This window comes from Betaproteobacteria bacterium (assembly GCA_016709965.1).
GTDB lineage: Bacteria > Pseudomonadota > Gammaproteobacteria > Burkholderiales > Rhodocyclaceae > Azonexus > Azonexus amarohabitans.
The window spans coordinates 106,479-127,468 of the sequence record JADJLT010000004.1 but is presented as its reverse complement, the minus strand read 5'-3'; the positions used below and the strand labels follow the sequence as shown (position 1 = coordinate 127,468).

The window sequence follows — 20,990 nt, the reverse complement described above, 5'->3', positions numbered from 1 at the left end:
ATCATGCTAATTACGTTCAAATCAGCCAACAATGCCGACCTGATCATGCTTGAAGCAAGCGGCAAGGAAATTCTGGCCCTGCTCGGTAAGAACCCGGAAGACACACGTGGAATCATTACTGTTGAGCAACTACCGGAGGCGATATCGATTCTGCAAAAAGCAGTCGTGGCAGCAAAGGCCATTCTGCCTGAGCAAAATATCAACGTAAGCGACATCGAATCTGACGACGAGCAGCCAGTCAGCCTTCCCCAGCGTGCCGCGCCGTTCATCGAAATGCTCGAACGCGCGCTGAAAGCCGGCGAGCCTGTTGTCTGGGGAGTATGATCACAAAATGTCGTCCTTAGGGAACGCCGGGCGTTCCCCCACCACTCCTTCTGCTGTTCCTGATGAACAGCTTTTTCCAATCATCGGCATAGGTGCATCAGCCGGAGGGCTGGAAGCACTTGAGCAATTTCTGGTCGGCGTCCCAGCCAATAGTGGCATGGCTTTTGTGGTTATCCAGCACCTCGACCCCAGCCGCCACGGCATGCTCCCGGAACTCCTGCAGCGCGCCACCCCCATGGTGGTCACGCAGGCGGGAAACCGGATGAAGATCAAGCCGGACCGTGTATATGTCATCCCTCCCAACAAGGATCTCTCGATCCTCCACGACACCCTTTATCTTCTCGATCCAGCCGCGCCACGGGGCTTGCGTTTGCCGATCGATTCCTTTCTCTGCAGTCTCGCCGATGACCGGCACGAGCAGGCCATCGGCATCATTCTTTCCGGCATGGGTTCGGATGGCACGCGAGGTCTGCGAACGATCCGCGAACGCGGCGGCCTGACACTTGTCCAGGAGCCCTCTACAGCCAAGTTTGACGCCATGCCGCATAGCGCAATTGATGCCCGCCTGGCGGACATTGTTGCCCCGCCGGGCGACTTGGCCAGACTGATTCTCAGTCGCCGGCAACACCCGCCTCACCATATGGAACCCGATATTTTTTCGGAACCGGAAAGTGAGGCGAAAAGTTCCGCCTTCGAAAAAATCTGCATCCTGTTGCGAAGCAAGACCGGGCACGATTTTTCGCTCTACAAGAAAAGCACGATTTACCGGCGAGTTGAACGCCGCATGGGCATCCATCGGCTAACCGGAATAGCCGACTACGTCAGTTTCCTGCAAACCAACCCGCAGGAAGTCGACCTGCTCTTCAAGGAATTGCTGATCGGTGTCACCAGTTTCTTTCGCGATCCCGCCGCCTGGGCTTATCTGCAGGAAGAAGTGTTGCCGGATTTGATTCGCACAAGCGCACAAGACAATCTGCTGCGCGCCTGGGTCGCCGGATGCTCGAGTGGTGAAGAGGCTTATACGCTGGCCATGATCTTCCGCGAGGCCCTCGATGTCGCCAAACCAGCCAATCGGGTCGACTTGCAGATTTTCGCAACCGACCTCGATGCAGATGCGATCGCCAAGGCACGACAGGGTTTCTACCCGCCGAGCATCGCCAGCGTCGTATCCCCGGAGCGTCTGGCGCGGTTTTTCGTTGAAGACAATGGCCGCTTTCGTATCTGCCAAGAGATCCGGCAGATGATCGTCTTCGCGCCGCACAATGTGACGATGGATCCGCCCTTTACCCGGCTGGATATCCTGACCTGTCGGAATTTGCTGATTTATCTGGGCGCCGACCTGCAAAAAAAACTATTTCCGCTCTTTCACTACAGCCTGAAACCCGGTGGCACCCTTTTCCTGGGCTCGGCAGAAAGCATCGGAAATTTTGGCGAGTTTTTTTCCCCGCTGGAAGCCAAGGCGCGAATCTATCGCCGGGAAGACGCGAAGCTGAGAGCAATCGATGTCGACTTTCCAATCCGCCATACTGACAATTCTCCCAACCTTACGCTGATGCCATCACCACACATGCCACCCGCCAATTTGCAGACCCTTGCCGACCAACTGCTACTGCAGAAATTCTCGCCGGCCGCCGTGCTGACCAACGCCGAAGGAGACGTGCTTTTTATCAGTGGTCGAACCGGAAAATACCTCGAACCAGCGGCCGGCAAGGCCAACTGGAATATTCACGCCATGGCCCGGGATGGTTTACGTCAGGAACTGATTCTCGCCCTGCCGAAAGCGCTACGTACTTTCGAAACTATCGTCGTACAAAATCTGATGATCGAAGGCAACGCTGAAGCACCGCGTGTCAACCTGACCGTTCACCCCATTGACGAACCCGGCCCTCTTCACGGCATGGCGATGATTGTTTTCTCTGATGTTGCTGCCGCAAAAACAGTGCCCAAGCGCCGCATAGGCAAACACCAGCCCGACGCCAGGGTCGTCGAACTGGAACAGGCACTGCTCAAAGAGCGGGAATCAGTTCAGAGCATTCGCGAGGAAATGCAGACGGTCAACGCCGAACTCCAGTCAAAAGTCGATGAATGGTCGGCGACCAGCAATGACATGAAGAACCTGCTGAACAGCACCGACATTGCCACTGTTTTTATCGACAACAGACTGCATGTACGGCGCTTTACCAGCCAGGCGACCCACATTTTCAAGTTCATTTCGAGCGATATCGGGCGACCGCTGGCCGATATCGTCCACAAACTCGACTACCCCGAATTGCAGGACGATGCGCAGGAGGTATTGCGAACGCTGGTTTTCTCCGAAAAACAGATCACCAGTAACGATGGGCACTGGTACATCGTCCGCATCATGCCTTACCGGACGCTGGAAAATGTAATCGATGGCGTGGTAATTACCTTCATCGATATCAGCGAAGCGAAACGCCTCGAAGCGGAACTCCGGGCAGTAAGGTCTGGCAATACGACAACCTTGGCGATCCGGGAAGATTAATGACAGCCACCGAACCCATCGCCATCGCCGAACTGCGGCTCAGAGCCGAAGAACAGCTTGATGCCAAGCCAGGAGACAAGCAGGCGGCCATACTTCAGGGAGACCAGATGCGACTGCTGCACGAACTTCAAGTCCATCAGGTTGAGCTCGAAATGCAAAATCGTGAGCTGATCGAGGCTCAGTCGGAAATATCCCGGAATCTTGAGCAACTGACTGAACTTTATGATCTGGCACCTATCGCTTATTTAACCCTTGATCGCAATGGTTGTATTACCAAATCCAACGTTATGGCCAGAAAGCTCCTGGGCACGCCATTTCTGGCACTGAATCGCTGTCATCTATCACGATTCATCGCGCATGATTCGCTGCACGCCTACAAGGAATTCATCAACCACATTTTCTCGCTGGGCCGACTGGAGTCCTGCAACCTGACCCTGCCCGGCAGGGTGGAGTCAGCTCCCATCCATGTTTTCATGGAGGGTGTTGCCGATGAGGATCGTCAGGAATGCCGACTGGTCGTTACCGATCTAAGTCGCCAGCATGCTTCGGATGCAGCGCTCGCTTCACTGGCCATTCGGGGCGAAAAACTGGCTGCTGCCACAAGAGCAGCCGAAACAGCCAACCGAGCCAAAGCGACGTTTCTTGCCAACATGAGCCATGAAATCAGGACGCCAATGAGCGCTATCTTGGGCATGGTGCATCTGATGCGGCGCTCCGGGCTGAATATTCAACAGAATGCTCAACTTGAAAAAATTGACGTCGCAGCCAAACATCTCCTGGGAATCATCAACGACATCCTCGATCTTTCAAAAATTGATGCGGAACAGCTCTTGATCGAGCAAATGCCATTCAAGCTCGACATACTGCTGGCAGAGGTCAGCAGCCTCGTTATCGATAAAATCGAGGCCAAAAATCTGGTGTTCCGGATAAGCATGGCACCTGAACTGCGCGAATGCGAGCTGATTGGCGACCCCTTGCACCTCAAGCAGATCTTGCTGAACCTGTTAAGCAATGCAGTCAAATTTACCGAGTGCGGATTGATCGAACTCAGGGTTGTCCTGGATACTGTGAACAACAAGGAAATGGTTCTCCGTTTCACCGTGCAGGACTCTGGTTGTGGCATACCTGCCGATGCCTTGGCTCGGGTCTTCATGCCTTTCGAGCAGGTAGATGCCTCCACGACCCGACAGTACGGTGGTACCGGGCTTGGTTTGAGTATTTCAAGACGACTGGTAGAGCTCATGCACGGCAAACTGGAGGTAAGCAGCACACTGGGTAGTGGAAGTACCTTTTCCTTCACTATCCCCTTGCAGCGCGGCGTTGAAGTTTCTGCGCCAGCTTATTTCGAGGCAAAACCGGCAAAGCCCGATGCCGAAAGCATCTTGAAAACAAGGCATCGTAACAAGCGCATCCTGCTCGTTGAAGATGATCAAGTCATCCAGGAAGTGATGCTGGCAATCTTGCAGGAAGACATCGGCTTACTGGTCGATGTAGCGAACAACGGTGCCCAGGCCATCGATATTGCCGCCACCCATGACTACGATCTTATCCTGATGGACATGCAGATGCCGGTCATGGACGGCCTGACCGCTACCAAGGCCCTTCGGCAACAGGCAAAACACATGAAAACCCCGATTCTGGCCATGACCGCCAATGCGTTTATCGAAGACATTCAACGCTGTATCGATGCCGGCATGGACGATTTCATCGCAAAGCCCGTGGAACCCGAAATACTTTTTGACACCCTTGTAAAGTGGCTGGAAGCGTTGCAACCGATCAAATAGCCACGTCCTGACTGATTGCGATCATGACCTGATGCTCGGCTTGGTCATCCACCAACTGAATCACACAGTCCGCTTGTTCAATGCCATCAACGACGAAGCTGCCTGGTCCAGCTTTGGTTTGTGCGACTGCAATGCGATAAACCGTTGTCCGATAGCGGTAGCGTATCTTGAATCCAGGCCAGTTCGCCGGTAGGCAGGGTGACAAGTGTAATCTGCCGCCTTCCAACCGCAAGCCAATCAGGGATTCGACGAGCAGCCTGTACATCCAGCCGGCCGAACCGGAATACCACGACCAGCCGCCACGGCCGGTGTGCGGTGCCAGTGCATAGACATCAGCAGCCATTACGTAAGGCTCGGCCTTGTAGGTCGCTACGGCATTTTCCGAACGCGTGTGGTTGATCGGATTGATCATCGAAGCCAGTTCCCAGGCCCGATCCTTGTCGCCGAGCGCGGCAAAGGCCATGGCCGCCCAGATCGCGGCATGCGTGTATTGTCCACCGTTTTCCCGAACTCCCGGGACGTAGCCGCGGATATAGCCGGGATCAAGAGGCGAGCGGTCGAAGGGCGGATCAAGTAGTTGAACCAGCCCGATCTGACGATGAACGAGATGCTCGTCGACAGCCTGCATGGCCATTTGCCCGCGCGAAGCACTGGCGACGCCTGACAATACCGACCAGCTCTGGGAGATTGAGTCGATCCGGCACTCTGCGCTGCTACTCGAACCAAGCGGCGTACCATCATCGAAATACGCGCGACGATACCAGGCGCCATCCCAGCCCTGATCTTCAATGTTCTGATGCAGCCGGGCCGCCTCGCCAAGGCAGAATTCGGCGAATTCGGAATCTCCCCGAGTTGTTGCCACCTCGCTAAAGCGTTTCAGCACTTCATGGAGGAAGAAGCCGAGCCAGATGCTCTCGCCCCGCCCCTCAATACCAACCCGGTTCATGCCGTCGTTCCAGTCGCCGGAACCCATCAGCGGTAGGCCGTGGCTGCCAAAACGCAATCCGTGACGGATGGCACGGACGCAATGTTCGTACAAGCTGCCCGATTCAATGCTGAACACAGGCAGATCGTAGTAGGAGTCGTCTTGCGGGCTAACCGGGCGACCATCGAGGAAAGAAGTGCTTTCATCCAGCACACCTGTGTCACCGGTTGTCTGCACATAACGGCAGGTAACCAGCGGTAACCACAAATAGTCATCCGAACAACGGGTACGAACGCCACGGCCGGACGGCGGGTGCCACCAGTGCTGGGCATCGCCCTCGGCAAATTGGCGCCCGGCGCAGCGTAGCAAATGTTCGCGGACCAGCGCCGGTTCGGCATGAATCAGCGCCATCATGTCCTGCAACTGGTCGCGGAAGCCAAAAGCACCGCCGGACTGATAGTAGCCACTGCGCGCCCAGATCCGGCACGCCAGCGTCTGATAGACCAGCCAGCCATTGACCATGACATCGAGCGCCGGGTCGGGTGTCTCGACCTGCACGGCGCCGAGTGACTGAGCCCAGAACTCCTCGACGGCTTCGAGTGCCTGGCGCGCCGCCAGCGGGCCACGGAAGCGCTGGACCAAACGCTCGGCATCATCGGCACTGTGGCCGACACCGAGGCGGAAAACAATATCGCGTGTCTCACTATCGGCCAGTTCAAAGCTGACCTGAATGGCGCCACAGGGGTCGAGGCCGGCACCGACCTTGCCGGACAGGCGAGCCCGTTTCAATGCAGCCGGATTCTGCGGCGTGCCGTTGCGCCCGATGAATTCGTTGCGGTCGCCAGTTAATGTGTGGTTAGTTTCATCGACATCGAAAAAGGCAACCCGACCCGAGAACTCCGGGCTGTAGGGATTGCGCCCCAATAGCGCACCACTGCCGGAAGCGACTTCGGTGGTAACGTGCATCGCCGACTTGGCCCGCAAATCGCCCAAAACCCATTCAACATAGCCCGTTGCCGAGATCTTCCGCGGTCGACCGGAAATATTGGTCAATTTCAGAATCGAGAATTTAACGGCGGCGTCGATGGCGACGTAGACCTTGAGTTCCGAGCGAATCCCGCCGACCGCCGTTTCGAAAATGCTGACGCCAAAGCCGTGACGAATTTCGTAGGGCATGGCGCCTGGCGCCGGCAAGGGCGTCGGCGACCAGACGTGACCGGTTTCCTCGTCGCGCAGGTAAATGGTCTCGCCACCGGCATCGCTGATCGGATCGTTGTGCCAGGGCGTCAGGCGAAATTCGTGGGCATTTTCGCTCCAGGTGTAGGCGCTGCCGCTTTCCGAAATCACCGTACCGAACTGTGGGTTGGCCATCACATTGGCCCAAGGCGCCGGCGTCGGATGGCCCTGGGCCAGATTAATCACGTATTCCCGACCATCAGCTGAAAAGCCGCCCAGCCCGTTGTAGAACTGCAGATCAGCACCGCTGACGCTGGCCGCGGATGGCGCTTCAGGACGATAGCGCCGGCTCGGCTGGAGAAGCGGCACGTGCGACTCAGGCGGCGGCCGCAGGTCGAGTTGTTCGGCCAGCGAGCCCCTGCTATCGGCGATCACGGCACGCGCCACGGATTGCAGCAGGACGCGGTCCTCGCTCGAAATCTGTTCCGCCAGACGCACAAAAATACCACCCGGCCGGTCGATGATGCTGGTTTCAACGCCCAGGGCGATCAGCCCCATGATCTGATCCTGCAACCGTTGCCGGTAGCTGGCGTGGTCTTCGTTCCAGATCACCAGATCGACGACCAGCCCTTTCAGGCGCCAATAGGCATGGGCCTGCACCAGTTGGCGAACCAGATCGATATTGGCGGCATCACCGATTTGCAGCAAAACAATAGGCAGGTCGCCGGAAATGGCGTAGCCCCAGAGGCCGGACTGGCCGCGCTGGTTGCGGATCAGCACCGAGGCATCGGCGCGCAGCGAGGCGTTGGCATGAATGATCGAACCGGCCAGGCGCGCGTAAAGCTGGGCGTCGGCCTCGCTGGCATTGAGCTGGCGGAGAACGACCTGGCTATGCGTCCAGGTCAATTCGAAAACGCGGTCGGCCAGATGCCGATCCTGATACTTCTCGACCAGATCAAGTGCCACGGCGCGGGTTTCAGCGATGCCCGTCACCATATCGATGGTTACCGACTGCTCCGGCTCAAGCACAATGCGATGGCGAATGGCGACGATGGGATCGAGCACCGAGCCCTCGGACCCGGACAGCTGGCCAGCTTGCTCCATGGCCAGCGGATTGGCCGCGCTGCGAGTTCGCCCGATGAAGCGCGAACGATCCGTTTCAGCCGAAACGGCCAGCGACTTGGCATCATGAACGGCCATCAGGTGCAGCATCGTCGGCGCCTGCTCGTCAAGCGAACGCGGTCGACGCATGCACAGCACGGCATTTTGCCCGTGCAGAATCTCGCTCTGCACAAACAGGTTACTGAAAGCGGGGTGCAGCTCATCGGCCGCTGACGGCGCGATAACCACCTCGGCGTAGCTGGTGACTTCGATCTCGCGGCGCTGGCGCGAAAGATTGGTGATCTTGGTCCGGCGCAGTTCGATATCGTCCTCTGGCGATACGACGATATCGGTATAGGTTTCGAACACCCCTTCCCCACTGTTCAAGGAATCGCGCCGACGGAATTCGGCGCGTCCTTCGGAGAAGATCGCCTCGTAGTGATCCGGACGTTTGAGTGTCGGCTGGAAAGTGGTGGACCAGACGGTGCTGCTGGGCAGGTCGCGGATGTAGCAGAAATTACCCCAATTATCGCGGGTGCCGTCTTCGCGCCAGCGGGTGATGGCCAGTTCGTTCCAGCGGCTGTAGCCACCGCCGGCATTGGTCACCATGACGTGGTAGCGGCCATTCGATAGCAACTGAACTTCCGGTACCGGCGTATCCGGGGTGGTGAAGACGCGGATGGGCGATATTTCGGCTTCCGCCCCCAAACGTACATCGGCCAGCTCAGCCGTGTGCGCGAATAGCGTCGTGGCTTTGGGAATACGTTCCTGAAGCAACAGCAGGACGGCCTGAAACAGGCGATCAGCAACAAAGCGCCGCTGCATCGGCTGATTGAGCAGAAGGTAAGACAGGGCCAGCAGACTCATGCCCTGATGGTGGGCCATGAAGGAACGCACAACGACATGTGATTGGCCACGTCGCTGGCGAACAGGCGTGTAATCGATGGCTTCGAAGAAGCCATATTTACCGACAAAGCCTTGGTCAGCCATGCGCTGCAGATTGAGGCAGGCCGCTTCTGGCGCCACCATCAAGGCCAGCGCCGTGGCATACGGTGCGATAACCAGATCTTCGGCCAAGCCACGCTTCAAGCCCAGCCCAGGCACGCCAAAAGCACGGTACTGATAGTTGAGGTGCAGATCGACGGTGTTGTAACCCGACTCGGAAACCCCCCACGGCACCCTGCGCTGTTTGCCATATTCGATCTGCCTTGCTACTGCCGCCTTGCAGGTCTGGTCGAGCAAGGTGTTTTCGTAGGTGGGCATGACCAGCATCGGCATCAAGTACTCGAACATCGAGCCGCTCCATGACAGCAAGGCTGGTTCGCCGCCGGTGCCAGTCAGCAGACGGCCGAGTGAAAACCAGCTTTCCTGGGGCAATTGTCCCTGAGCGATGGCGACAAAGTTGCACAGCCGGGCTTCCGAGGCGAGCAGATCGTAGTAACTGCAATCGACCCGGTGCTCGGTGACGTTGTAGCCAATGCTTAGCAGATGTCGCGTCTTGTCGAACAGGAAACCGTAATCCATCTGCGCCAACTCTCCGGATTGCTCGGCGAGCGCGTCAATGTGGGCGATTCGTTGGGTGGCGACATTGCCGGCCAGAACGATCTGGTGCGAAAGTTCCACCAGCCAGGCGCGTTGGTCGGCATTCAGGTCCGTGGCGAGGTGAGTCTCGATATCGGGGCAGCGTTCGGTCGCCAGCCTGGCCAGACTACGTAGCGTCGGCAGGTCGGCTTCGTTGGCGATCCGGGCAAAGACTTCCAGCCCGGCGGGGGGTGGTGGCAGGCTCAACCAGGGCGCCAGCTGTTCCAGTTCGGCGCGCGATTCGGCCAGTTGGCCGACGAGCGCCTGAGCCCATTCAGCCGACTCGCTGTCAGGCAGGACGTCATCAACCGGCAAGCGGCTGGCGTCTACCTCGGCCAGCAATTTGTCGGCGCCCTCGCCCAGCTGCTGCAGCAGGCCAGCCATCGCCACCACGGTCTGCGGCGGATTGAGCAGCGCGGTATCCAGCGCCTGACGCAGGGTGGACAGCGAATCGGCAACCGCATCGTCGGCCGTTTCGGCGAGCAGGCCGAGCGTATCGTTCAGGCCAGCCAGCAATCGCGGCTGCAATATGGGTGCGTCGGCCAGTTCGAGCAGGCCGCCACGCAGGGTTAACAGGTGCCCGGCCAGATTTCCGCTGTCGACCGTCGATATATAGAGCAAGGGCAAGGCTTGCAGGGTCTGCGTGTCGTACCAGTTGTAGAAATGGCCGCGGCAACGCTCCAGACCGAGCATGGTGCGCAGCGTGTTGGCAGTACGCTCAAGCAGTTTGCCGGTCGGGATGTAGCCGAAATCCCAGGCACTCAGGTTGGCCAGCAGGGTGAGCCCCATATTGGTCGGCGAGGTGCGGTGGGCGATGGCAGCGACCCGGTACTCCTGATAATTGTCCGGTGCCATCCAGTTGTCGTTCGGGCCGACGAAATGGTCAAAGAAAGCCCAGGTGCGTCGGGCAATCCGGCGCAGGAACAAGCCTTGTTCGGCGCTCAGGCGCGCCTTGTGCGCAGCCAGCGGGCGACTGAGCCACCAGGCCAGGAAGGGCGAGGCAAACCAGAGCATCAGGACTGGACCGGCGATGTCCAATATTTCCGGATTGGCGACAAACAGCCAGGCGCCAAGCGCGATGGCCAGCAATGGGCCAAGCCACATACTTCGCAGAGAATCGGCCAGTTCGCTACGGGGGCGTCCGGCCAACTGGCGTTCGACCTCGCTCGATGGGTTCCATTCGAGCAGGCGACGATGTGATACCAACAGCCGCCAGGTCGTGCGAATGATGGCGCCGAGGCTGAAAAATGCTTCGTAAGGCAGACAGGCCAGTTCGAAACCAAGCTGTCGGAAATGGCGCCAGGCCGAGCTGGCCACGGCGGCCAGATGCTGGCGCAGCAGGATTTCATCGGGCTGGCGGATGGCATCGAGCAAGGCGGCAAAAATCGGTGGCACGATCAGGATGCCGAGTATCGACAGCGTCCACCAGGCGACAGGCGCCAGCACCGTCCAACCAAGCACCAAAAGTACGCTCAGCGCAGCCGGTACGAGACTGCGCCGCAGGTTGTCGATCAGTTTCCACTGCGATAGCGTCGATAGCGGATTCTTATGCCGGCACATGCCCTCGCCTGGCACCCGCCGGAACAACCAGCTGGCCAGTTGCCAATCGCCACGCAGCCAGCGCTGACGACGAATGACGTCAGCCCGGTAACTGGCCGGGCAATCTTCGTATAGCTGCACATCGCTGAGCAGGCCGGCCCGGGCGTAGCAACCTTCGAGCAGGTCGTGGCTGAGAATGCGGTTTTCCGGGAAACAGCGCCCCAGCGCACGTTCAAAAGCCGCGATATCGTAAATGCCCTTGCCGGTAAACGAGCCCTCGCCAAAGACATCCTGATAAACATCGGAGACGGCGCGGGTGTACGGATCGATACCCGGTTCGCCGCCATACAGGCGGGCGAGCAGCGAGCGATTGGTGCCCGGCAGGCTGACCGAAACGCGCGGCTGTAGAATGCCGTAGCCGCTGACAACACGCTGCAGCTTGTCGTCAAAACGGGGGTGGTTGAGCGGATGCGCCATCGTTCCAACAAACTGCCGCGCCGTATCGCGCGGCAACTGGGTATCGGTATCCAGAGTGATGACATAGCGCGTCCCGGCCAGCGCAGCAGTATCGCCAACGATCAGCGAAAAGCCGTCGCGCATGCCACTCATCAGCAGCGAATTCAGATCGGCCAGCTTGCCGCGCTTACGCTCGTAGCCCATCCACACGCGTTCCTGCGCATTCCAGCGGCGCGGCCGATGGAACAGGAAAAAGATGCTTGCTACGGTCGACCCGATTTTTTGCCCATATTTCAAATTCAGTGCGTCGATCTTTTCAGCCGCCAACTGCATCAGGGCTGCATCTCCCGGTAAGGACTCCTGTCCGGCATCGAGAAAATCGGTGAGCAATGCAAAGTGCAGACTGGGATCGCGATTGGCCAGGAACCTGACCTCCAGCGCCTCGATCAAGCTGTCGATGCCGGCCGCACTGGTCAACATGGTTGGCACCACCACCAGCGCTCTCCAGGCAGGCGGGATGCCCTCGGAGAAATCCATTTTTGGCAGCGGATGCGGCGCCACCAGCAGGCTGGCCAGCCAGTTCATCAACGAAACGGCCAGTTGGCTGGTCGCCACCATAGCGACCAGACCAAGCAAAATTATCGCCCACAGCGGTAAACCGACCGCCATGGACCGAATGAGCAGGCTGCTTGAAAGCAGGCCGGCGATGACCGCAATACCGCCAAGGTAGATCGTCAGTGGCAGTCTAGCCGCCGCCCGGCACATGCTCTCCGGGAAGGAGTGAAAAACCCCGATTGCGTCTTCCAGCTGTGGCAAACCGCGGCCAATCAGGTAATAACCAACGTGTCCGGCCGGCTCATCTACGCCGGCCAGGGCAGCGCCACGTGCCAGCTCAACTACCCGGGTAGCCAGTGCGCCTTCGGATAGATGGCTCTTGCGGGCAATCGCTTCGGTCGCATGGCGATAGCGGTCGCGCGTCGCGAAATCCATCGCCCCATAAATGCCGCCAGGATCATCAAGCAGCATCTGCTCGACGATACTATGGGTTTCGACAAAGCTCTGCCAATCCATCGCCCCGATGACACGCAGGCTACCAATGCTGTTGCTGATCGACACCTGGTCGGCTGCCTGCAACTGGTTCTCGGTCTGCACCATCCGGGCGATGCTCTGGCCGGATTCAGCCAGATGTTGTTCGATCCAGGTCAGCGGCAAAGCCAGCGACGGGCCTCGCCCCTGCAGCCGACGCGCCAGTTCGGCGACAAAGGCGCTGACCATCGGCGGCTTTGAGCGTGCCATGTCGGCGATAGTCAGGATCAGGTTCTTCGGATCATGCTCGGCGGCCTCGATCATCCGGTCCGCCCACAATTCGGCCAGGTTGCGCTCATCCCAGCCAGTGGCGATGTGTACGCCAACCCGGCGCAGGTTCTCAATCACAGCCAGGCGCAGCATGATAGGTATCGCCCACAACTCGCCCAAACGGAGTTCCGTGACAGTTTGATAGGCGGCGACGAAGCGGCCCAGTGTTTCTGGATCAACCCGCCCGTCACCATGCGCGACGGTTTCCAGCGCGATATCGTAAACCCGCGGATGCCCGGTCGACGGCCCACTGCCCAAGCGTGGCAACTCGCGGCTGTAGCCTTTGGGCAAATGCCGCTTGGCCGTGCGAATCTGCTCCTCGATCAGGTAAAAATTATCGAGCAGCCATTCGCCGGCCGGGGTAACCCTGCGTTTTTCAATGGCGACGGAAGTCAGTTGGCGACAAACATCGACCAGCGTATTTTCGTTGTCGGCCAGACGACCAAGCAGACGGTCCGTGATACTGCCGGTGGCGAGCCGGTGCTCTGCGGCGAGTGCCTTGCCGTGCTGCGCCATTTGATCGGCGCTGTACAAGGCCGCCCGCATCGGGGCTTCTTCACCTGGCGGTGTGGATGTCTGGTCGCTATCGTTAAAGCTGCTTCCCAGTTTGCGAAGGTACTCAACAAACGATTGGCCGGATTTCAAATTGAATCGCCTTCCCATAAGCAAAAAATCTCACGATGTTTGCGCATCGTGAGATTGAGTACATCGATCCTGCCGCCTGATCCAATCCCAACAATTGCCGGCAGGATGATCGTCAATTACTTGACGCGCATGTCATTCTTGACTGAGCTCACGCCCTTGACTGCACGGGTCAATTCGACGGCCTTGTTGGCTGCGGCCTGCGAACTGACGAAGCCACTCAGCTGGACCACGCCCTTGAATGTTTCAACGTTGATTTCAGCTGATTTCAGACTGGATTCGCCAAGAATGGCGGCTTTGACCTTGCTCGTGATCATCACGTCATCAACGTATTCGCCCGTACCTTCGGACTTGGACGTTGATGCGCAACCGACGGCGGTGAGCAGGGTCAGTGCCATGAACATGGCGGATAGATAGCGAGTGAATTTATTCATATTGAACTCCTGATAAGTGAAAGACAGGTTTTGCTGACTCCGGCACCGCTCCTTTGATAGAGCGCTGACGTTTCAATTGCAGAGACTACTTGGCTGGGATTAAGGCGTCGGTGTGGTGGAACACATAGCCAATCTGGCCGTGAAGCGCGTTGCTACAACAAGGGGTCCGTCAGTAGCGCCACGGTCAACCGGAAAAAACAGCTAATTTTGAAAGTTTTGGGGAAGCACGATGGCAGGCATCGCACGCTCTACCCTGGCAATTCCTGTACTTTCAGCAACAGGCGCTCAAACTCTTCGGCAGGCAAGGGATGTCCGAACAGAAAGCCCTGCCCTTCATCACATTGCAGGGCGCGCAGGAAGGAAAGCTGCGCTTCGGTTTCGACCCCTTCGGCAATGACGCGCTGCTTGAGGCTTTTCCCCATACCAATCATCGCGCTGACGATACTGGCATCATCGGCGTCGTCAGCGATATCGCGGACAAACGACTGGTCGATCTTCAGCGTATTGATCGGAAAACGCTTCAGATAACTCAGGCTTGAATAGCCGGTCCCAAAGTCGTCGATGGCCAGTTGCATGCCCATCGCTTTCAGCGATTCGAGAACGAATTCTGAGGATTTCGCATCCTGCATCAGGATGCTTTCGGTCAATTCCAGTTCAAGATAACTGGGCAGCATGCCGGTTTCCGAGAGGATCAGCGCCACGCCCTCGATAAAGTTCTTGTGGCGAAACTCGACCGCCGAAATATTGACGGCAACCGGCACCACCAATAATCCGGAATCCTGCCAGGCACAAACCTGGCGGCAGGCTTCGCGCAGCACCCAACTACCAATCGGCACGATCAAGCCCGACTCTTCGGCGATCGGCACGAACTGATTGGGATAGATCAGCCCATGCTCCGGATCTTTCCAGCGTATCAGGGCTTCGCTACCGATCATCAGCCCGGTGGAGAGATCAATCTTGGGTTGGTAGTAAAGCAGGAACTCGTTCTGTTTCAAGGCGCGACGCAGGTTGCCCTTTATAAACAGCCGCTGGACAGCGCGGGTATTCATCTCTGTCGCAAAAAACTGGTAGTTGTTCCGGCCGCTGGCCTTGGCGTGATACATCGCTGTATCAGCGTTTTTCATCACTTCATCGGCATCCTGTCCATCGTCGGGATAGATGGCGATACCGATACTGAGGGTGATGTGAAGCTCATGCCCACCAAGCACGCAAGGTTCGGCGAAGGCTGCCAGGAGTTTTTCGGCGATCGGCGCAGCATCCTGCGTCTGCTCGATTTCAGTAAGCAAGATGACGAACTCATCACCACCCTGTCGGCAAACCGTGTCGGTATCACGGACGCAGAGTTTCAGGCGCTCGGCCACCACTTGCAGCAACAGGTCGCCAACCGTGTGCCCAAGTGAATCATTGATGTGCTTGAAATAATCGAGATCGAGAAACATCAGGGCGACCCGTTTGCTGTGCCGGCGGGCTTGCCCGATAGCTCGTGAAAGCCGCTCGGTCAGCAGCATCCGGTTAGGCAAGCCGGTCAGAAAATCATGCTGGGCCAGATGCGCCATCTTCAGCGCCATGGCGCGCGACTCGCTGACATCGTGAAAAACGATGACAGCACCGGCCACCTGGCCATCCCGGTTATGGATGGGCGCCGCCGAATCCTCGATAGGCGACTCAATGCCGTCACGACGAACCAGGACACTGTCAGCCGCCAGACCGACTGTACGGTTCTCGCGTATGGCTAGTTGGGCAGGATTCGGCGCATCCTTGTGCGTGGCACCATCGATGATTTTGAAAACATCCGCGAGTGGCCGGCCAAAGGCTTTTTCAAGTGACCAGCCAGTCATCGTTTCAGCGACGAGATTCAGGTAAGTCACATTGCCCGGTAGATTGGTCGTCAGGACAGCATCACCAATCGAATTAAGCGTTACCTGGGCGCGCTCCTTTTCCTCAAACAAAGCATCTTCAGCCGCGCCCAGACGATGCTGCCATCAGCCCGCAAAAAACGCGCTTCCGACTTGAACTTTGCTTCGCCCAGTGCAGCGGACCGCCATTCGTGCAGGACGCGCTGGCGGTCATCAGGATGAATGGCCATGCTCCAGTTGGTGCCCAGCGTCTGCTCCAGATTTAGTCCGGATATCTTGTGATACGCCTCGTTGGTATAGACGCATTCACCGTCAATATCCGAAACGAAGATACCTAGCGGAGACGCATCGCTCATGGCGCGAAAACGCGCTTCACTGAGCGTCAACGCTTGTCGGGTTATCTTGCGCTCGACCAGATAGTTGATAGTGCGTGGCAACCAGTGGACATCGACCTGATCCTTGACGAAATAATCGTCGGCGCCTTTTTGCACGGCCAGCCGCGCGGTTTCCTCATCTGCCGGCGAACTCAGAATGAGGATCAAGGCACTCGGCGCTGCCCGCGAAACCTGCGCAAAAACCTCGATGCCGCATCCGTCGGGCAGACTGAGGTCAAGCAGGATGATTTCGAAGTGTTCCTTGGCCAGAAGCACCAGTGCATCGGACAGGCATGCCGCCCGTTTGACAGGATACGGCTGCTCGCCCGTGTGCACCAGTACTGTTTCGATCAAGCTGGCGTCATTGGCATCGTCTTCAATCAGGAGTACATGCTGCGCAGCATTGGTCATTACCTTCCTTCCAGCGAGAATTCAGAATCAAAGGCGACTCAGTCGTGAGCAAGCGATTTGCCGGTAAATAGGTATTCACTTAGCTGTCCCGAAAAATGCTCGTCCTTGCGCTGTATCCACGCCAGAAGCATGGCGGCATGCTCTTTTTCCTCATCGCGGTTATGCTCGAGAATGCGCTTCAGCTCGCTGTCCTGACAGGTGACGCTACGCTGGTTGTACCAGTCGATGGCTTCCAGCTCCTCCATCAATGAAACCAGCGCGCGATGCATGTCGCGGGTTTCGGCGGGTAATTCGCTTACCGGTTCGTGATAACCGACACTGGACATTTGTGGCTCCTGATTTTTTGGAATATCTATCCATGAATCAGCGGCGGCTGATCAAGGCGCCAAAGAAGATGCCGACAGCGGCAGCCACCGCGACCAATTTCCAAGGGTTGGCGAGCACGTATTCCTGCGTGGCGTTCGCAGCGCCGCTGGCCTTCTCTGACATAGCGTGGCGTGTTGCGGAAAACTCTTCGGCAACTGAGTGTCCGGCATCCCTTAGCAGGTGGTCTGCCTTGCCCAGGATTTTCTTGAAATCACGAGTAAGCGCTTCCTGCGGACTTTCAGTGATTCCTGGAATATTGCTGATTTCGGTCGTCATGATTTCTCCTGAATGGTTCAAAAGGTGGAAAAACGGAGTACGGGGGGCAACCCTATCTGGAGGGGATGCACGCTGCATGCACTGATTCAATGTTGCCCATCGCCCGATCTCCGGTCTGTGAGAGCTGGCCCCAGAAATTTGGACAGTAAGATAAGTGATAGCCTTGCTTCACCCACGGCCGCGTAGCGGCTTGACTGAGGAGCAAGAGCATGACGAGAAGGAAACGGCGGAATCACTCGCCGGAGTTCAAGGCGAAGGTGGCGATTGCCGCCTTGCGAGGGGACAAGACGCTGGCCGAGTTGGCCCAGCAGTTTGATGTCCATCCCAACCAGATCACCGACTGGAAAACGCAGTTGCTGGAGCGCTCATCGCAAGTCTTCGGTGACAGCGGGGCCAAGGCCGACTCACCCGACACCACAGCGATGCGGCTAAAGATCGCAGATCTGGCACTGGAAAATGATTTTTTAGAAAAAGCGCTCACCAAAGCGGGCATGCTGAGCGCAAGACGATGATCGACCGCAGCCATGATCTTCCGGTTGTCCGGCAATGCCGGGTTCTCGGCATTGCTCGCTCGACGGCGTATTACACGCCCGAACCGGTCTCGCCAGAAGATCTGGCGCTGATGCGCTGGATCGATGAGCTGCACCTGGAGTTCCCCTTTGCCGGCAGCCGGATGCTACGGGATCTGCTGCGCCATGACGGGCATGCCATCGGTCGAAAACGGGTGCAGACGCTGATGAATAAAATGGGCGTCGAGGCAATTTACCGCAAGCCCAACACCAGTCAGCGACATGCCAAGCATCCGATTTACCCGTATCTGCTCAGGAATCGTGTGATCGATCGGGCCAACCAGGTCTGGGCCACCGACATCACCTACATTCCGATGCGCCGGGGCTTCATTTATCTGTGTGCCGTCATCGACTGGTATAGCCGTCGGGTGCTGGCCTGGCGGCTCTCCAACACGCTGACCACGGATTTCTGTGTTGAGGCGGTTGAGGAGGCGATCACTCGCTATGGCCGACCGGAGATCTTCAACACGGATCAGGGCAGTCAGTTCACCAGCGCCGAATTCACCGGCCTGCTCAAAGCTAACAGTATCCAGATCAGCATGGATGGCAAAGGCTGCTGGCGCGATAACGTCTTTGTCGAGCGGCTGTGGCGAAGTATCAAATACGAGGAGGTGTATCTCAAAGCCTACGACTGCGTTTCGGCGGCAAAAGCAGGTCTGGGTAACTACATCCAGTTCTACAACACCCGGCGGCCGCATCAGTCATTTGGTGGCAAGACGCCGGATATGATTTACTTCGCTGGCCTGCCGACAAAAGGCTTGGCTGCATGACCCCCGCGTTACCCACCGCGTCGTCAGCCTACGGTCTAAACGGACCTTCGGCAGACGCCACCGTGGATAACGCTACCAGCGCAGGGCTACACTTATCTCCGTGGCAATCCTGTCCAAACAAACGGGGCCAGCTCTGTGTGCTAGCGAACAGACCTTGCGCCTGGTGTCGCTAACATGATCTCCACGGCATAGATTGTCTGTGCCCTGAAATTATTGGGAGAGAGAAATGACCCTGGGAACCATTCTGTTGATCGTTCTTATCCTGCTATTGGTCGGTGCCATTCCAACTTGGCCGCACAGTCGGGGCTGGGGCTACGGACCGAGCGGCGGCATCGGACTGCTCCTGATGATCCTGCTCGTCCTGCTCCTGCTCGGCAAGATCTAGACAAACCACACAGGAGAAATCACTACATGACCCAAAACAAAACCACCTTTATCGCCATTTCACTACTTCTGGCATTCGGCTTGAGCGCATGCGACAAGCCTGGTACAGCCGAGCAAGCCGGTGCAAAAATCGACCAGGCGGCCAGCGACACAGGGAAAAAGGTTGGCGAGACCTTCGACAAATTTGAAAACAAGATGACTGAACAAGGTGAAAAAAGCGCTCAAGTATTCGATGACACGGAAATCACCACGCGAGTAAAAACCGAGCTCATGGGCGAAACTGGCCTGAAGTCACTGAAAATCAGTGTCGACACAATCAAAGGCGTCGTCACGCTGACTGGTACGGTTGATACGAAAGCCAACAGTGAAAAAGCCGCAACCCGAGCGATGGCGATCAGCGGTGTCAGAGATGTCAATAACCAACTCGTTGTCACGCCGGCCAATTAAGGTCGAACTAACCACTAGCTCCCAAGGAAAAATCATGGAACTGCACAAGCAATACAAGGAAAAGATGGACGCGCAAATCAAGGAGTGGAGCGCCCAGGTCAATCTGCTGGAAGCCAAAATGGACAGCTTCGCGGCCGATATGAGAATAGCGCGAGCAGAGGACATTCATGCATTGCGCGCCAAGCAGCATGCCACCGCCGACAAGATGAAGGAACTCGGCAAGGCGAGCGGTGAAGCTTGGGTGCAGGTCAAAGTAACCACTGACCGGATGTGGGATGACCTGAAGGCCGGTCTGACTGAAGCTCAGTCAAAATTCAAGTAAGCATGGAATTGGGCGCCTGCGGGCGCTTTTTCATCGGCTATCGGGCAAGCGTAAGTGATAAATCGCCATTTCCCGGCGGCCGACAAGGAGAAAGGCAATGCGCAAACAACTGATTATTTTCGGAATGCTGCTCCATTTTGCGATGCCAGCGCCGGCTCAGGTCAACTTCAGTTTTGGCTTCCAGGCGGATAACCTCAGCATCAGCCTGTCGTCCTATCCAAATCTGGTGCGCGTGCCGGGTTACCCGGTTTATTACGCTTCCGGCCTGAATTCCAACTATTTCTTCTACGACGGCATGTATTGGGTCTTTGAGACGAATCGCTGGTATTCGAGCTCCTGGTACAACGGGCCGTGGATGGCAGTCGATCCGGACTTCGTTCCGCTTTACCTGCTGCGCGTTCCGGTACGCTATTACCGCAGTCCGCCAGCTTTCTTCGTCGGCTGGCAAGCCAATTCGCCGCCGCGTTGGGGTGATCATTGGGGCAATGACTGGGCTCAGCGCAGAAGTGGATGGAATCGCTGGAATCACAAAGCCATGCCGGCACCGGCTCCGCTACCGACGTATCAGCGTAAATATTCCGGAGATAGTTATCCATCCCGGGATCAGCAACCCATATTGCAAAAACGCAACTACCGCCACGAAGCGCGTGATCCGCTCGTTCGCCAGCAAATCAAACCAGCTGCGTCTGCTAAAAATCAACCAGAACCGGTTCAGCGAGGAAGGCAGGAGTCATCGCGAGGAAAAAACTCCGCGTTGCCGGCAATGGAACCCAACCCGGCTCAGTCAGCAGGACGCAATGCACCGTCAGCCCAGCAGCCGCGCCAACGCGCACGCGACAACCCGGAGTTGCAGGGACAACAGCAGAGGGGGCCAAGTTCCGAAGAGCGCCCTGCCCCTCGCGTTAACCAAAAGCCATTGGGAGATCAAAGCAGCGAAAACCGGCATCCGCAAGCGGCACCAGACCCACAACGGGGGCAGCGACCCAACGAGGACAGATCGGCTAACCGCCAAATGGAACCCGGACAACGTGGCGGGCAACCACGAGAACGCGACAACAACGATGATCGCGGCCAAGGACGTGGGCGATAGCGCCATGAATCGATGATTTTGGGGCGCTTTGCCTATTTGGGTACTGGGGCCAAGCGACATAGAACCATTGAAGGATAGTTACAAGCAGTTGATTTCAGGCGGTGGATATAACGTCATGCTAGGTGAGGGTTCTGTTCGTTTGGGACTTTATGCCCTGGAAAGAAACACGGACCCGAACAACGATGTACCCGAACCGAATACGCTGTTGCTTCTCATGGGAGGCGCTGTAGCAAGTGCGCTGCTAAAACGCAGGTCGTCAAGTCAATCGCCAGCCCCATGTTCAAGTTTCATTGGTTAGAAAATA

At 57.4% G+C, this 20,990-nt stretch carries 13 protein-coding genes and 1 pseudogene; 9 read left to right on the top strand and 5 right to left on the bottom strand.

Annotated elements, in window-relative coordinates; all coding sequences use genetic code 11:
* The first annotated feature begins 3 nt into the window (after positions 1-3).
* From IPJ12_14310 to IPJ12_14300, 3 genes are read left to right on the top strand one after another with little or no spacing between them, the layout of a single operon-like run.
* Positions 4-324, top strand: coding sequence for a DUF1840 domain-containing protein (locus tag IPJ12_14310; protein MBK7648293.1), 321 nt, complete (start codon positions 4-6; stop codon positions 322-324).
* 7 nt (positions 325-331) lie between these two features.
* The gene (locus IPJ12_14305) at positions 332-2,827 is read left to right on the top strand and encodes a PAS domain-containing protein (protein MBK7648292.1); all 2,496 of its coding nucleotides are present in this window, start codon (positions 332-334) and stop codon (positions 2,825-2,827) included.
* Positions 2,827-4,611: a response regulator gene (locus tag IPJ12_14300; protein ID MBK7648291.1), complete on the top strand. Its 1,785-nt coding sequence runs from the start codon at positions 2,827-2,829 to the stop codon at positions 4,609-4,611. The genes IPJ12_14305 and IPJ12_14300 overlap by 1 nt, the downstream gene beginning before the upstream one ends.
* Here the strand turns inward: IPJ12_14300 and IPJ12_14295 are convergent.
* The 5 genes and pseudogenes from IPJ12_14295 to IPJ12_14275 form a co-directional block, all read right to left on the bottom strand.
* Positions 4,604-13,408 (bottom strand): cyclic beta 1-2 glucan synthetase, encoded by an 8,805-nt coding sequence (locus IPJ12_14295; GenBank protein ID MBK7648290.1) that lies wholly within the window; start codon positions 13,406-13,408, stop codon positions 4,604-4,606. The two genes, IPJ12_14300 and IPJ12_14295, sit on opposite strands and share 8 nt — an antisense overlap.
* Positions 13,409-13,506: 98 nt before the next feature.
* Positions 13,507-13,821, bottom strand: a complete 315-nt coding sequence (locus IPJ12_14290) for a BON domain-containing protein (GenBank protein ID MBK7648289.1) — start codon at positions 13,819-13,821, stop codon at positions 13,507-13,509.
* Between the two features lie 248 nt (positions 13,822-14,069).
* Positions 14,070-16,462: pseudogene (locus IPJ12_14285) on the bottom strand (EAL domain-containing protein).
* A gap of 38 nt (positions 16,463-16,500) precedes the next feature.
* The gene (locus IPJ12_14280) at positions 16,501-16,788 is read right to left on the bottom strand and encodes a ferritin (protein ID MBK7648288.1); all 288 of its coding nucleotides are present in this window, start codon (positions 16,786-16,788) and stop codon (positions 16,501-16,503) included.
* A 37-nt stretch (positions 16,789-16,825) separates the two neighbouring features.
* Positions 16,826-17,104 (bottom strand): DUF883 domain-containing protein, encoded by a 279-nt coding sequence (locus IPJ12_14275; protein MBK7648287.1) that lies wholly within the window; start codon positions 17,102-17,104, stop codon positions 16,826-16,828.
* A gap of 209 nt (positions 17,105-17,313) precedes the next feature.
* Between IPJ12_14275 and IPJ12_14270 the strand changes: the two genes are divergently transcribed.
* The 6 genes from IPJ12_14270 (at position 17,314) to IPJ12_14245 (ending at position 20,984) form a co-directional block, all read left to right on the top strand.
* A protein-coding gene (locus IPJ12_14270) for an IS3 family transposase (protein ID MBK7648286.1) occupies positions 17,314-18,443 on the top strand; the annotation gives its coding sequence in 2 pieces (ribosomal slippage) (positions 17,314-17,572 and positions 17,572-18,443; 1,131 coding nt in all).
* A gap of 226 nt (positions 18,444-18,669) precedes the next feature.
* The gene (locus IPJ12_14265) at positions 18,670-18,828 is read left to right on the top strand and encodes a DUF3309 domain-containing protein (GenBank protein ID MBK7648285.1); all 159 of its coding nucleotides are present in this window, start codon (positions 18,670-18,672) and stop codon (positions 18,826-18,828) included.
* Between the two features lie 26 nt (positions 18,829-18,854).
* Positions 18,855-19,274 carry a BON domain-containing protein gene (locus IPJ12_14260; GenBank protein ID MBK7648284.1) on the top strand — a complete coding sequence of 140 codons (420 nt, stop codon included), beginning with the start codon at positions 18,855-18,857 and terminating at the stop codon, positions 19,272-19,274.
* 34 nt (positions 19,275-19,308) lie between these two features.
* On the top strand, positions 19,309-19,596 hold the full coding sequence (locus IPJ12_14255; GenBank protein ID MBK7648283.1) for a hypothetical protein: 288 nt from the start codon (positions 19,309-19,311) through the stop codon (positions 19,594-19,596).
* A gap of 97 nt (positions 19,597-19,693) precedes the next feature.
* Positions 19,694-20,686, top strand: coding sequence for a hypothetical protein (locus tag IPJ12_14250; protein MBK7648282.1), 993 nt, complete (start codon positions 19,694-19,696; stop codon positions 20,684-20,686).
* A 67-nt stretch (positions 20,687-20,753) separates the two neighbouring features.
* A complete protein-coding gene (locus tag IPJ12_14245; GenBank protein ID MBK7648281.1) occupies positions 20,754-20,984 on the top strand; it encodes a PEP-CTERM sorting domain-containing protein in 231 nt (76 codons plus the stop codon).
* Positions 20,985-20,990 lie beyond the last annotated feature (6 nt).